Raw genomic sequence first — 12,767 nt, forward strand, 5'->3', positions numbered from 1 at the left:
TCAGTTCTCCTGCGTGAGATGGCGGCGGCCGAGGGGGAAGATCTGCGGCCTGTCCGTGCGGGGGTGGGGTACGACGACGCAGTCCAGGCCGAAGACCTCGGCCACGGTCTGTTCGTCGAGCACCTCGTGGGGCGTGCCCTGGCGGACGATCCGGCCGTCGCGCATGGCGACGACGGTCGAGGCGTACAGGGCCGCCTGGTTGAGGTCGTGGGAGACGAGCACGATGGTCTTGCCGGTCCGCTCGTTGAGGTCGGCGAGCAGGTCCATCACCTCGATCTGGTGGGCGATGTCCAGGTAGGTGGTGGGCTCGTCCAGCAGCAGGGTGGGGGTGTCCTGGGCGAGTGCCAGGGCGATCCACACCCGCTGGCGCTGTCCGCCCGAGAGCTGGTCGACCGGACGGTCGATCAGGTCGGCGGTGCCGGTGGCCGTCAGCGCGTCGGCGATATGGGCGTCGTCGGCCTCGGTGCGGCGCTGCCCGAACCGGCGGTGCGGGTGGCGGCCGCGCCAGACCAGGTCGCCTACGGTGATGCTCTCCGGCGCGATCGGCGACTGCGGCAGGATGCCGAGCCGGCGGGCGACCTGCCGGGTGGGCAGGGAGTGGATGTCGGCGCCTTCGAGGAGGACCGATCCGGCGGCGATGGGCAGCAGCCGGGCGACCGCTTTGAGGAGCGTGGACTTTCCGCAGGCGTTCGGCCCGACGAGCGCGGTGATCCGGCCCGTCTCGATCTTCAGGGACAGCTCCTCGACGACATGGGTCCTGCCGTATCCGGCGGTGATGCCGCGGGCTTCGATGCGATGGGTCACGGCGTGGCTCCCTGCCTGTGCCGAAGGATCAGCCAGACGAAGTAGGGCGCGCCCAGGAGCGCGGTGAGGACCCCGGTCGGCACCGGGCTGACGAGGGGCGCGTGCTGGGCGAGCACGTCGGCGCCGACGACGACGACGGCGCCGACGAGCGGGGCCAGGGCGGTGGCGCGGTCCGCGCCGACCAGCCGTACCGCGATGGGCCCGCTGATCAGCGAGACGAAGCCGATCGGGCCGACGACGCTGGTGGCCAGGGCCGCGGCGGCGGCGCCCAGCAGCAGGGCGGCGACGCGGGCCGCGGACACCTTGGCGCCGAGGCCGGTGGCGAGCTGGTCGCCGAGCGACATGGCGGTCAGCGGCCTCTCCAGCAGGGCGGCGCCGAGCAGACAGACGGCGAGGCCGACGGCGAGGGTGGTGACGCCGTCCCAGTCCGCGCCGTGCGTGCTGCCCACCAGCCAGCGCATGGCGATGGCGACGCTGTGCTGGTCGGCCACGGTGAACAGGTAGTTGGTGTAGGCGGTGCACACGGCGCCGAGTCCGATGCCGACGAGGACGAGCCGGTAGGTGTCCACTCCGTCGCGCCAGCTGAGGGCGTGGACGGCGGCGAGGAGGACGAAGGAGCCGACGATCGCGGCCGTCGGCGCGCCGAGCGCGAAGCCCACGGGGCCGAAGAGGAGCACGGTGACGGCGCCGGCGCCCGCGCCGGCGGAGATGCCCACCATGTCGGGCGTGGCCAGCGGGTTGCGGATCAGCTTCTGGTACAGGGCGCCCGCGAGGCCGAAGAGCGCCCCGGACAGCAGGGCAGCGAGCGCCCGGGGCATCCGCAGCTGGAAGATCATGTAGTCGGCGAGACCGGTGCGCAGCCCGAGGGCGGCGGGCAGTACGTCGGCGGGGTCGATCCTGCCGATGCCGCCGAGCAGGACGGAGGCGGCCGTCAGCGCGAGGAGCAGCGCCGTGAGGACGGACACCGCCAGGGCGGTCCGGCGGCGGCGGGCGCGGCGGCCGGCGCGCAGGCGCGCCATGAGGGCCGCGTTCTCGGCGGCGGGCGTCCCGGTCCGGGTGTCGAGGAGGGTCGTCATCACACGCGCACCAGGTTCCGGCGACGGGCCAGCCATACGAAGAAGGGGGTGCCGACGATGGCCGTCATGACCCCTACCTGGATCTCCCCGTGGTCCAGGACCAGTCGGCCCGCGGTGTCCGAGGCGATGAGCAGGATGGCGCCCGCTGCCATGGACACCGGGAGCGACCACCGGTGGTCGGGCCCGGCGAGCATCCGTGCGCAGTGCGCCGCGACGAGTCCGACGAAGGCGACGGGCCCGACGGCGGCGGTGGCCGCGGCGCACAGCAGCACGGCGACGGCGGCGCTCGCCAGGCGTGCCCGGTCGGTCTTGACCCCAAGTCCGCGGGCGGCCTCGTCGCCGAGGCTGAGGATGTTGAGCGTGCGGCCGAGCGGAAGGGCGAGGAGCAGCCCGACGGCGGCGAACGGCGCGATCTCGCCCATGATCTCGGCCCGTCCGGTCAGCTGGCCCACGGACCAGAATCGCAGGTGGGCGTAGACGGCCTCGTCGCGGACGCTGAGGAGGGTGATGAGGGACGACATCACGGCGGCGATGGCGACGCCGGCCAGCACGAGGCCGAGGGTGGAGCTGCCGGCGCCGGTCCGGGTGCCGATCAGGTAGACGAGGGCGGCGGTGACCGCGGAGCCGGCGAGGGCGAGCCAGAAGGCGTTGTGGATCCCGGTGACTCCGAAGAGCACGATCCCGAGGACGACGAACATGGCCGCTCCCTGTTCGACGCCCAGGATGCCGGGGTCGGACAGCGGGTTCATGGTGAGCGCCTGCATGATCAGCCCGGAGGCGCCCAGGGCCGCGCCGACCAGCAGGCCGAGGAAGGTCCTCGGTATGCGCTCGGTCCACAGGACATGGGAGTTGTACGATTCCCCGCCCGGATGGAGCAGGACGTGGACGATCTCCGCCGGCGAGATCTCGCGGACGCCGAGGCCGATGCCGGCGACGAGGGTGACGGCCAGGACGGCGACGGCGGCCAGGACCACGGTCGCACCGCGCGAGGAGCGGGTCCTCGGCGGCGGCGGATGGGACGTCACCGGCGGGGACGTGTCGTTCATGGGTCTTCCTCGGCTCGCGGTGGCGACTTAGGCTAACCTAACCTTAGTTCCGCTGATCCAATCAGGAGGGCGGGCCGTTCACACTCGGGGGCCAGTTCGAAGGCCCCCCGCATTCTGGGGGGATGGACCGTGGTGACGTACGAAGCGGCACGGACCGCACAGGCAGAGCGCGCCGCCGTCGCCGTCGACGACCTCGCCGCCGCCGCGCCGGACGACCTCATCGCCCGCGACGGCCACCCGACCCACGTCCACGACTACCACCAGTTCCTCTACGTGCCGCTGGGCCGAATCGTGGTCACCGCGTGCGGCCGGGAGTACGAGCTGTCCCCGTCGGTCGCCCTGTGGGTGCCGGCCGGAGTGCCGCACAGCGCGTGGTTCGCCCCGGACTCCCTGGTGATCGCCGAGGACTTCGACGTCGAGGAGCACCGGCTGCCGTACTGCGAGCCCACGATCCTGAACGTCACCGACGCGCACCGCCGGCTGCTGTTCGGGCGCACCCGCGACACGGGGGCGCAGGACGAGGCGCGGGTGTTCGCCGCGCTGACGGGCGGCCAGAGGGACTGCCTCCCTCTGCCGCGGCCCACGAGCGAGGCGGCGCGACGGGTGTCCGAGGCGCTGACCCGCCAGCCGGAGGACCCGCGCACCGCGGCGGAGTGGGCCGGGGACCTCTACACCAGCTCCACGAGCCTGCGGCGGGCGTTCCGCGCGGAGACCGGGCTCTCCTTCACCGAGTGGCGCACCCGGCTGCGACTCAACCGCTCTCTGGAGCTGCTGGCACAGGGCCATATGGTCGGCACGGTCGCGACCCGCGTGGGGTTCACGAGCACCAACGGCTACATCCTGGCGTTCCGCAAGCACTTCGGCAGCACCCCGGGCGCGTACACGCGAAGGCGGCCTGACGCTGCGACTCCGTGACGCCCTGACGCCCGATCGGCGCCTCCCGGCGGCGCACGGCCGCCGCTGGACCCCCCCGGTATGGACCGCCCCCGTACCGCCACGGCCACAGGGACGCCTCAACCGGCCCCGCGGCACCGCCGCTTGTCCACCCCGAGCCGGTTTAGGTTAGCCTCAGCTAAATATTCCGGCCCGGGCGTTGTCTCCGGCGCCGGTCCCGAGTGCGCCCGCGGCCGCAGCAGCGCCGCGGAGGGTCCCGTCTCCCCCTTGTCGTGCCTCGGTCTGTCGCGCCGTCAGCGAGGAGTGTCGTATGGGTCAGCCTGCCGTCGAGCGTCCCGGCCCAAGACGGCGGGCAGCCGGCCTCCTCGCTCCAGCCGCCGCTACGGCGGGAGCGCGCCGTGCGGGTGCGTGAACTCCTCCTCGACGTCGAGCCCTTGCGCACCAGCAAGGACTTCCGCGCCATCTTCGTCGCCCGGGTGGTGTCGCTGTTCGGGCTCGGCATGGCGACGGTGGCATTGGCCGCCCAGGTGTACGCGATGACCCGGTCCACCTTCAGCGTCGCCGTCGCCAGCATGATCATGAGCGTCACCGTGCTGCTCGGCTCGGTATGGGGCGGCTGGATGGCCGACCGCGCCGACCGGCGGCGTCTGATCGTCTGGGCACGGGCCGCCGCCGCCCTCGCCTTCGCCGGACTGGCGGTCAACGCCTTCCTGCCGGAGCCGCGGTTGTGGGCGGTCTATCTGTGCGTCGCGTGGGACGGGCTCGCCACCGGGGTCAGCGTCACCGCGCTGATGGCCGTCGCGCCCACGCTGGTGCGCCCCGACCAGCTGCCTGCGGCAGGCGCGCTGATATCCCTGACCGGGGAGATCGGCTCGATCGCGGCGCCGTTCCTGGGCGGAGTGCTGCTGGCCCTCAGCGGCCCCGGTCCGGTGTACGCCTTCGCCGCGTTCACGACCGCCGTCACCACCTTCCTCATCTCCCGGATCCGGCCGCTGCCGCCCGTCGAGGACGACGACGAGGACGGCGAGGGCGACAGCGGCTCGCCGCTGGTGGCCTTCGCGTACGCCGTGCGCAACCGGATCGTGGGCGGACTGCTCGTACTCGGCGGCGTCACGGCCCTGTTCAATGTGCCGGTCGTCCTCTTCCCCGAGATGGTCGACACCCGCCTCGGCGGCGGGGACGTCATGCTCGGCCTGCTGTACACCGCGCCCGCCGTGGGCGCGGTCGTCGTCTCCGCCACCAGCGGCTGGCTCACCCGCAGCGCGCGCCCCGGACGGCTGCTGCTGGCCGCGGCCTTCGCCGGCGGCGTGGCGACGATCGGCTTCGGACTGAGCGGCCATATCGCCCTCGCCCTCGCGATGCTCGCGGTGTGCGGCGCGGCCGGGACCGTGTACGAGATCCTCGAGTACGCGCTGGTGCAGCACAACACCCCCGACCGGCTCCGCGGCCGCGTCGTCAGTGTGACCACCGCGCAGGGCACCGTGGGCGACGTCGTCGGCGACGTCGAAGTCGCCCTGGTGGCACGGTGGTTCAGCCCGGCCGGCGCGGCCGTGGTGAACGGCGCGGTCTGCGCGGTGGCGGCCGTGCTGGTCGCGGTGCTGGTCCCCGGGCTGCGCCGGGCGACCCTGCCGAGCGGGGACGACAACAAGCCCCCGGCCTCCGACGACGGCCCGGACCCGGACTCCGACGCGGGCCCGGACCCAGACTCCGACGCGGACTCCGGCGCCGACGCAGACTCCAAAGCCCACCCGGGCTCCGGCGTCGACCCCGGCCCCGGCTCCGTACGGGACGTCCCGGCGGCGGCGGGCTGAGCCGCCCGCCGAAGGCGCCTCAGCCCGCCGCAGGCCGGCTCGGCGGACCGCCGTCCGCAGGCGGCCGCGCCGCCAGACGGCGCGTCAGCACCAGGGTGGTGCTGCCGTCGTCCTCGGCCACGTCCCGCACATGCTCGAAGCCGATCCGGGCCAGCAGGGCGAGCGACGCGCGGTTCGGGGCGGCCACGGTGGCGTGCACCTCGCTGAGCCCCAGGGCCTCGAAGCCGTAGGCGACGACCGCCTCGGCGACCTCGGAGCCCAGGCCGCAGCCCCACGCCTGCGGCGCCAGCGCGTAGATGATCTCGTGGCCCCGCACGACGTCGGTCCGCTTGATCTCCGCGTGTCCGATCAGGACGCCGTCGCGGCGAACGGCCCAGACGTCGAACAGGTTCTGGGCGTACACCTTGGAGAAGATCCGCCGGAACAGGTCCCGGTCCTCCGCCTCGGACGTCGGCCCCTCCCCCATCCACTGGGACACCCTCGCATCCTGGAACAGGGCGACGAAGCCCTCTTCGTCCGCGGGGGTGTACGGGTTCAGGAGCAGGCGCTCGGTGCGCAGGACAGGGGTCACAGTCGGCGACGCTACCCATGGGCCGAGGCCCCCGGCAATCGGCTTTCGCCCGGCCCTCGACCCGGGGCTAGCCCCAGGTCGTGCCGGCCGGCTCCTTGATGGTCGCGTTGAGCCGGTTGAAGAGGTTGGTCACGCCGATGACGAGGATGAGCGCGGACAGCTCCTTCTCGTCGAAGTGGTCGGCGACCTCGTCCCACAGGGCGTCGGGCACGGCTTCGTCCGAGCGGTCGGCGAGCCGGGTCACGGACTCGGTGAGCTGAAGGGCCGCGCGTTCGGCGTCCGTGAAGTACGGCGCCTCCCGCCAGGCCGCGACCGCGCCGATCCGCTCCTCGCTCTCCCCCGCCTTCCTCAGGTTCTGTACGTGGCTGTGGACGCACGCGCTGCACCCGTTGATCTGGCTGGCGCGCAGTCCGACGATCTCGCGCAGCTCCAGGGAGATGCCGCCCTGGTCGATCGCCTTGAATATCGCGCCGATGCCTTTGATGCCGTCGGGCAGGACGAAGGCGGGGTTCGTCATTCGCGCTTTCATGGAATCTCCTCTGAGCGGGTTTCGGTGGCTTCAATCCTTGAGGAGCGCCCCAGCGTGATCAACCCCCATCTGCTGCACGGTCGTCAGCGCCAGCTGAACGATCGGCTCAGTACGACGGCCGTCTCGTTGAAGGCGCGGATGCGCGCGGTCTCGTGCGCCGCGCGCCAGACGAAGCCCCACGCGATGGGCGCGGCGTCGGCGAACGGGACGTAGGCGACGTCGGGACGGAGGTAGAAGCGGGTCACCTGGCCGTCCACGGTGAACGCGCCCTCGTCCGCGCCCACCAGGCCCAGGACCTCCATGAACGTGGAGACCGCAGGGGCATGCGCGATCGGCTTGCCGCCGGGAGTACGGGAGGGCACCCGGTCGTCGGCGATGGAGGCCGGCGCGTTGTCCGGCATGCGCAGCAGGGTGACGTCGGCCAGGTCCTCCAGGCTGATCTCGGCCCGGCCCGCCAGCCGGTGCCGGGAGGAGACGGCCAGATAGCGGGGCTCGCTCCACAGGACGGGTCCTGCGACCAGGTCCGGCTCCGCGAGGGGCCGGGTGTTGAGGACCATCTCCACGGTGTCGTCGCGCAGGCCCGTGACGCAGGTGTCCATCTGGAGCTCCTGGATGCGGACTTCGGCGCTCGGATGCGCGGCCCGGAAGACCCGGGCCGTCTCCAGGAGGAACTGCCCGGCGGAGGCGCCGAGGAAGCCGACGCGCAGGAGGCCGTCGAAGCCGCGGGCCGCCTCGGTGGCTCGCTCCAGCGCGCGCCGGACCTGTTCGTAGCCGGGCCGCAGATCGTCGTGGAACCGGGCGCCGATCGAGGTGAGGGCCACCCGGCGACTGGTGCGGTCGAACAGCTTGGCGCCGATACGGCGTTCCAGCCGCTGGATGGTCTGGCTGATCCAGCCGGTGGAGAACCCCAGGCGCTCGGCGGCCCGGCCGAAGTGCAGCTCCTCGGCGAGGGCGAGGAAGGCCTCGATCTCCGCGCGTTCCATGATTCCCTCCCGGAAGTCGTCTCGGCCTCGTGCGGTCCCGAGGACTTCAGGACGCCAGGGCTCCAGGACTTCGGGTCCTCGCGTCTTCAGGTCCTCGCGTCCTCGCGTCCTCAGGCGATGGCCGTCGCCGCCAGGGCGAGGGCCGACGCGCCGAACACCACGACGTGGCGGACGTTCTGCAGGACCCACACCCACTCCGGGAAGCCGTCCTTCGCGGCCTTGAGAAGAGCGGGCACGTCGATGCGCTGAAGCGTCGGGTCGCCCTTGCGGGCGAAGGCGGCCCGCACGGACGCGGCGGCGGTCAGATTGCTGTACAGGATCACGCCGTTGCCGAGGAGCACGATCGACTGGAAGATCCAGGTCAGCAGCCGGCCCCAGTCGTCGCCGGCGATGTTGAGGCCGGCGAGCGTCAGCATCACCGCGGCGACCGAGAGCGGGACGATCGTCTCGTGCCCGCTCGCGTCGAACCGGAGGTTGTTCTCCTCCAGGACCGTGACCGGAACCCCCTGGCGCGCCAGCTCCGCCTCCGCACTCGTCTTCGCGGTGTCGCCGAAGCGGTGACGGACCATCGGGATGCTCACGAACGCGGCGGCGACGAGTATCTGCGCGACGGCGGCGAGCGTGTTCACGGGGGTCTCCTTCAGGGCGGCGGCCTGACTTGCACTTTGTTCAAGTGAGGTTAGCCCGTGACTTGAACAGCGTGCAAGAGGGTTCTTGAACATGGTGCAAGTCGGGGCCGTGACCTACGGTGACCCCATGCCGCGCGACACGCTCACCCGGGACCAGATCGTCCAGACCGCCATCGAGCTCCTCGACGCCGAAGGACTCGAGGGCTTGAACATGCGCGCGCTGGGCAAGCGGCTCGACTCCGCCGCCACGGCCGTCTACTGGCACGTCAAGAACAAGGACGACCTCGTCGTCCTCGCCGGCGACCAGGTCTGGAACGAGATCACGCTCCCCGACCTCGACACGGTCGGCTGGCGGGCCGCGGCCGCCGCGATGGCCGCCGACTTCCACGCCATGCTGGGCCGCCATCCCTGGCTGGTGCAGGCCCTGGCCACCCATGCGTTCTACGGCCCCGGCAAGGCCCGCCACGACGACCACAGCCTCGCCGTGTACGAGGCGGCGGGCTTCGTGGGCGCGGAGGCGGACCAGGCCACGGCCACCGTGTTCATGTACGTCCTCGGCAACGCCGTCGCCGCCTCCGCCACCGCGTCCCTGAGCCGCAGGCTCGACCGCGACGGCGGCGACGCCGAGGAGCGGCTGGGCGCGGTCATGAGGGAGGCGAGGGACGTCGCGAGGGCGTTCCCGCGGCTGCGCGCCCGCCTCGACACCACCACGGCCGCCGAGTACGGCGGTGCGCCCGAGGCGACGTTCGAGTACGGACTCCAGGCACTCCTCAACGGCCTCGAAGCGCGGCTGAGTTCCGACGCCTCCCGCACGAGCTGAGACCGCCGAGCACAGCAGCCGAGCACAGCCGAGGACGGCGGCGCGCCTCCCAGCGGCGCGGCCCGTCGCGCCGTCCCCGGAACGCCCCCGCCTCGCCTGCCTCGCCCGCCCCGACATGCGCCTCCCCCGCCCCGGTGAAACACTGAAAGCACCGCCCACACCGGTTAGTTGAGCGGCGAACGACCCGGAGGGGAATGCACGGGGGAATCCGGGGGGACTGCCGGTTCCCGGCCCCAGCTCCGTGAGGTGGTGAGCGTGGACTCCTTCGACGCCATCGTCGTCGGATCGGGTTTCGGCGGATCCGTCACCGCGTACCGCCTCGCCGAGGCCGGTCTGCGCGTCTGCCTCCTGGAGCGCGGAAAGGCGTACCCGCCCGGCTCCTTCCCCCGCAGTCCGCACGAGACCGCGAAGAACTTCTGGGACCCGAGCTCCCAGCTCTTCGGCATGTACGACCTGTGGAGCTTCTCGAAGCTCGACGCCCTCGTGTCCAGCGGGCTGGGGGGCGGCTCGTTGATCTACGCGAACGTCCTCATCCGCAAGCCCGAGACCTGGTTCGTGAACGAGAGCATCGACGGCGGCTACGAGCGGTGGCCCGTGACGCGCGAGGACCTCGACCCCCACTACGACAGCGTCGAGCGGATGCTGGACGCGCAGCCGTACCCCTTCGACCAGAAGCCGTACGAGGACACCCCCAAGACGGTCGCCATGCAGGAGGCGGCCGGCAAGCTCGGCCTCTCGTGGGAGCTGCCCAAGCTCGCCATCACGTTCGCGCGCCCGAACGAGGCGCCGGCGCCCGGCGTCGAGATCCCGGGCGGGGACGACAATCTGCACCACAGCCCGCGCTCCACCTGCCGGCTCGTCGGCGAATGCGACCTCGGCTGCAACTTCGGCAGCAAGAACAGCCTGGACCTCACCTATCTCAGCGCCGCGCAGCGTCGCGGCGCCGACATCCGCACGTTCTGCGAAGTCCGCGCGTTCGAGCCGGTGGACGGCGGGTTCCAGGTCTCGTACATCGAGCACCGCCCCGGCCAGGACGGCGATCCGGCCGCGCCGCCGCTGCGGGGCGCCGTCAGGGCCAGGCGGCTGATCCTCTCCGCCGGCGCGCTCGGCACCCCCTACCTCCTGCTCCGCAATCGCAGCGCGTTCCCGGCGCTCAGCCCCGCCCTCGGCTCGCGCTTCTCGGGCAACGGGGACTTCCTCGGGATGATCGTCAAGGCGCGGCGGCTCCAGGAGGAGGGCGGCGACGGCGAGCTCGTGCCGCGGCTGCTGGCGCCGAGCTACGGACCCGTCGTCACCAGCGCGATGTTCATGCCCGACGCACACGACGAGGGCGGCACCGGCCGGGGCTTCTACATCGAGGACGCCGGATACCCGGAATTCCTCAACTGGCTGGTCGAGAACAACGTACTGACCATGTCCCACCGGGTCGGCCGCTTCCTGCTGCGCCGCGCGTGGTCCGCCGCGACCCACAGCCCCAAGAGCCAGGTGGGCCGGAGCGCCGCCGACGCCCTGAGCAAAGGGCTGTTCACGGCGACGTCCCTGCCGATGCTCGGAATGGGCCGGGACGTGCCCGACGGCCGGGTGTTCCTGCGGGAGGGGCACCTGGACCTGGACTGGGATCTGACCGCGTCGAAGCCCTACTTCGACCGGCTGAACAAGACCATGGGCGAGGTGTCGAAGAGCCTGGGCGGGCGGTACTGGGCGAGTCCCCTGTGGCTGCTCAACCGGCTGATCACCGTCCACCCCCTGGGCGGCGCGCCGATGGGGCGCGACCGGCGGGAGGGCGTGGTCGACTCCTATGGGCAGGTGTACGGCTATCCGGGCCTGTCGATCGCCGACGGATCGGTGATGCCCGGGCCGGTCGGCCCCAACCCCTCCTTGACCATCGCCGCGCTGGCCGACCGCTCAGCCGAGCGGATCATCGACGACCACCGGCGGAACCCGGCAGGCAGGCCATGACGAACGACCAGGGCGCCCGTCCCGGCGCCGGCTCCCCCCGCAGGTCGCTGCTGCTGGCCGGCGGCGGGCTGAAGGTGGCCTTCCAGGCCGGCGTCCTCCAGGTGCTGCTCGACGAGGCCCGGCTCCGCTTCGACCACGTCGACGGCGCGAGCGGGGGCGTGTTCAACCTGGCCATGTACTGCCAGGGGATGTCCGGGCGCGAGATCGCCGACAACTGGCGGGAGCTGCGCCCGCTCAAGGGCGTCAGCCCGAACTGGCGCGAGCTGGTCAAGGGTCCGTACGCCCGCTCCCTGTTCACGCTGGAGGGGTACCGGCGCCATGTGTTCCCTGCCTGGGGGCTCGACTGGAGGAAGATCCGGGCCACCGAGCGCGAGGCCACCTTCAATCTCTACAACTTCAGCGCCAACGAGCTCGAGACCGTGACCCCCGACCGCATGGACGAGGAGCGCTTCGCCTCCGGGGTGTCCCTGCCCATGTGGTTCCCTCCGGTCGTCATCGACGGCCAGACGTACATCGACCCGGTGTATCTGACCGACGCGAACGTGGAGGAGGCGATCCGGCGCGGCTGCGACGAGCTGTGGATCGTCTGGACGGTCAGCCGGCGCCAGCGCTGGCGGAACGGCTTCGTGGCGAACTACTTCCATATCGTCGAAGCGGCGGCCAACGGCGAGCTGCTGCACTGGCTGCGACGGATCGAGGCCAACAACGACGCCGAACGCCGCGAGGAGGGCGGGGAGTTCGGGCGCGTGATCGACGTCAGGCTCCTCAGCTCCGAGGTGCCGCTGAACTATCTGGTCAACTTCTCCAGGTACCGGTTCGCCCAGGCCGTCGAGCTCGGCGTGCACAAGGCGCGCCGCTGGTGCGAGAGCCAGGGCATCCCGCTGGCCCCCGGTCCCGAGCCGAGCGAGCCGGACGACGAGACGCGCGTCCGGTTCACCGAGCGCATGACGGGCTCGGTCGCGTTCGGCGAGAGCGCCTTCCAGCCGGTGGACGCACCGGAGGCGGAGGCCGGGGCGCGCGCGGACCTCGCCGTGGAGCTGACCATCGACATTCGCGGCGTGGACCGCTTCGTCGTCAGCCCCGAGCACAGGGCGTCGGCGACGGGCTGGATCGAGTGCCAGGAGCTGGGCGGACGGCTGCCGGTCGACGAGGGCGTCTTCCAGCTGCTCGTCGAGCGGTCGGACCCGGACGGCGCCGACCCGCCGGACACCGATCCGGCGCATCTGCGCATGCTGTACCGCCTGTACTTCTCCGACCGCGCCGGCCACCGGCTCACCCTCACCGGCCACAAGGAGGTCAGCGAGGACTCGCGCGAGGGCCTGTGGAGCGACACCTCCGTCCTCTACACCCGCGTTCTGCGCGGCCACGTCGGCCCCGGCGAGGAGGACGGCGCGCAGACGGTGGCCTCCGGGGTGATCCGCATCCGTCCGGCCGACTTCCTCAAGCAGCTCACCACCTTCCGCGCCGACGCCCCGACGATCCCGGGCCGTGTGACGGCGCTGCGCCGCTTCGGGCAGTTCTTCTTCGGCAAGCTGTGGGACGTGTACGGGCAGAAGGTGCTGCCCTGGTCGCCGCTGTGACCTGACGCCGTGCGAGCGCACGCGGCGGGGCGGGACCGTCGCGGCCGCCCTCCCCTGCTCGAAGC

At 72.2% G+C, this 12,767-nt stretch carries 12 protein-coding genes; 5 read left to right on the forward strand and 7 right to left on the reverse strand.

All coding sequences use genetic code 11. The features are described from left to right. The 3 genes from AB0M39_RS18075 to AB0M39_RS18085 are packed head-to-tail and all read right to left on the reverse strand — an operon-like array spanning nucleotide 1 to nucleotide 2,926. Complete coding sequence (locus tag AB0M39_RS18075; protein WP_365365344.1) at nucleotides 1-804, reverse strand: ABC transporter ATP-binding protein; 804 nt, start codon at nucleotides 802-804, stop codon at nucleotides 1-3. After that, a complete protein-coding gene (locus AB0M39_RS18080; RefSeq protein ID WP_365365346.1) occupies nucleotides 801-1,880 on the reverse strand; it encodes an iron ABC transporter permease in 1,080 nt (359 codons plus the stop codon). Before AB0M39_RS18080 ends, AB0M39_RS18075 begins: the two co-directional genes overlap by 4 nt. Further along, the gene (locus AB0M39_RS18085) at nucleotides 1,880-2,926 is read right to left on the reverse strand and encodes an iron ABC transporter permease (protein ID WP_365365348.1); all 1,047 of its coding nucleotides are present in this window, start codon (nucleotides 2,924-2,926) and stop codon (nucleotides 1,880-1,882) included. The genes AB0M39_RS18080 and AB0M39_RS18085 overlap by 1 nt, the downstream gene beginning before the upstream one ends. Before the next feature lie 129 nt (nucleotides 2,927-3,055). On the opposite strand from AB0M39_RS18085, the gene AB0M39_RS18090 reads away from it, so the two are divergent. Together AB0M39_RS18090 and entS are read left to right on the forward strand one after the other, a co-directional pair. Then, nucleotides 3,056-3,841 (forward strand): AraC family transcriptional regulator, encoded by a 786-nt coding sequence (locus AB0M39_RS18090; RefSeq protein ID WP_365365350.1) that lies wholly within the window; start codon nucleotides 3,056-3,058, stop codon nucleotides 3,839-3,841. A gap of 377 nt (nucleotides 3,842-4,218) precedes the next feature. Further along, on the forward strand, nucleotides 4,219-5,631 hold the full coding sequence (gene entS / locus AB0M39_RS18095; protein ID WP_365365352.1) for an enterobactin transporter EntS: 1,413 nt from the start codon (nucleotides 4,219-4,221) through the stop codon (nucleotides 5,629-5,631). Nucleotides 5,632-5,650: 19 nt separating this feature from the next. On the opposite strand, the gene AB0M39_RS18100 is transcribed toward entS, so the two are convergent. The 4 genes from AB0M39_RS18100 to AB0M39_RS18115 form a co-directional block, all read right to left on the reverse strand. Beyond that, nucleotides 5,651-6,202: a GNAT family N-acetyltransferase gene (locus tag AB0M39_RS18100; RefSeq protein ID WP_365365354.1), complete on the reverse strand. Its 552-nt coding sequence runs from the start codon at nucleotides 6,200-6,202 to the stop codon at nucleotides 5,651-5,653. Nucleotides 6,203-6,269: 67 nt separating this feature from the next. Continuing rightward, nucleotides 6,270-6,731, reverse strand: coding sequence for a carboxymuconolactone decarboxylase family protein (locus tag AB0M39_RS18105; RefSeq protein WP_365365356.1), 462 nt, complete (start codon nucleotides 6,729-6,731; stop codon nucleotides 6,270-6,272). 83 nt (nucleotides 6,732-6,814) lie between these two features. After that, the gene (locus tag AB0M39_RS18110; RefSeq protein WP_365365358.1) at nucleotides 6,815-7,714 is read right to left on the reverse strand and encodes a LysR family transcriptional regulator; all 900 of its coding nucleotides are present in this window, start codon (nucleotides 7,712-7,714) and stop codon (nucleotides 6,815-6,817) included. 110 nt (nucleotides 7,715-7,824) lie between these two features. Continuing rightward, nucleotides 7,825-8,343: a hypothetical protein gene (locus AB0M39_RS18115; RefSeq protein ID WP_365365360.1), complete on the reverse strand. Its 519-nt coding sequence runs from the start codon at nucleotides 8,341-8,343 to the stop codon at nucleotides 7,825-7,827. Between the two features lie 127 nt (nucleotides 8,344-8,470). On the opposite strand from AB0M39_RS18115, the gene AB0M39_RS18120 reads away from it, so the two are divergent. From AB0M39_RS18120 to AB0M39_RS18130, 3 genes are all read left to right on the forward strand, one after another. Further along, nucleotides 8,471-9,163: a TetR/AcrR family transcriptional regulator C-terminal domain-containing protein gene (locus AB0M39_RS18120; RefSeq protein ID WP_365365362.1), complete on the forward strand. Its 693-nt coding sequence runs from the start codon at nucleotides 8,471-8,473 to the stop codon at nucleotides 9,161-9,163. Nucleotides 9,164-9,418: 255 nt separating this feature from the next. Then, entirely contained in the window at nucleotides 9,419-11,122 is a 1,704-nt protein-coding gene (locus AB0M39_RS18125; RefSeq protein WP_365365364.1) for a GMC family oxidoreductase, read from the forward strand. Next, entirely contained in the window at nucleotides 11,119-12,702 is a 1,584-nt protein-coding gene (locus AB0M39_RS18130; RefSeq protein WP_365365366.1) for a patatin-like phospholipase family protein, read from the forward strand. Before AB0M39_RS18125 ends, AB0M39_RS18130 begins: the two co-directional genes overlap by 4 nt. The last annotated feature ends 65 nt before the right edge of the window (nucleotides 12,703-12,767 follow it).

The organism is Streptomyces sp. NPDC051907 (genome assembly GCF_040681075.1).
GTDB lineage: Bacteria > Actinomycetota > Actinomycetes > Streptomycetales > Streptomycetaceae > Streptomyces.

Coding starts and splice junctions, on each gene's coding strand:
- AB0M39_RS18110 (WP_365365358.1), bottom strand. CDS start 7,714: ATGGAACGCGCGGAGATCGAGGCCTTCCTCGCCCTCGCCGAGGAGCTG.
- AB0M39_RS18080 (WP_365365346.1), bottom strand. CDS start 1,880: ATGACGACCCTCCTCGACACCCGGACCGGGACGCCCGCCGCCGAGAAC.
- AB0M39_RS18130 (WP_365365366.1), top strand. CDS start 11,119: ATGACGAACGACCAGGGCGCCCGTCCCGGCGCCGGCTCCCCCCGCAGG.
- AB0M39_RS18085 (WP_365365348.1), bottom strand. CDS start 2,926: ATGAACGACACGTCCCCGCCGGTGACGTCCCATCCGCCGCCGCCGAGG.
- AB0M39_RS18120 (WP_365365362.1), top strand. CDS start 8,471: ATGCCGCGCGACACGCTCACCCGGGACCAGATCGTCCAGACCGCCATC.
- AB0M39_RS18105 (WP_365365356.1), bottom strand. CDS start 6,731: ATGAAAGCGCGAATGACGAACCCCGCCTTCGTCCTGCCCGACGGCATC.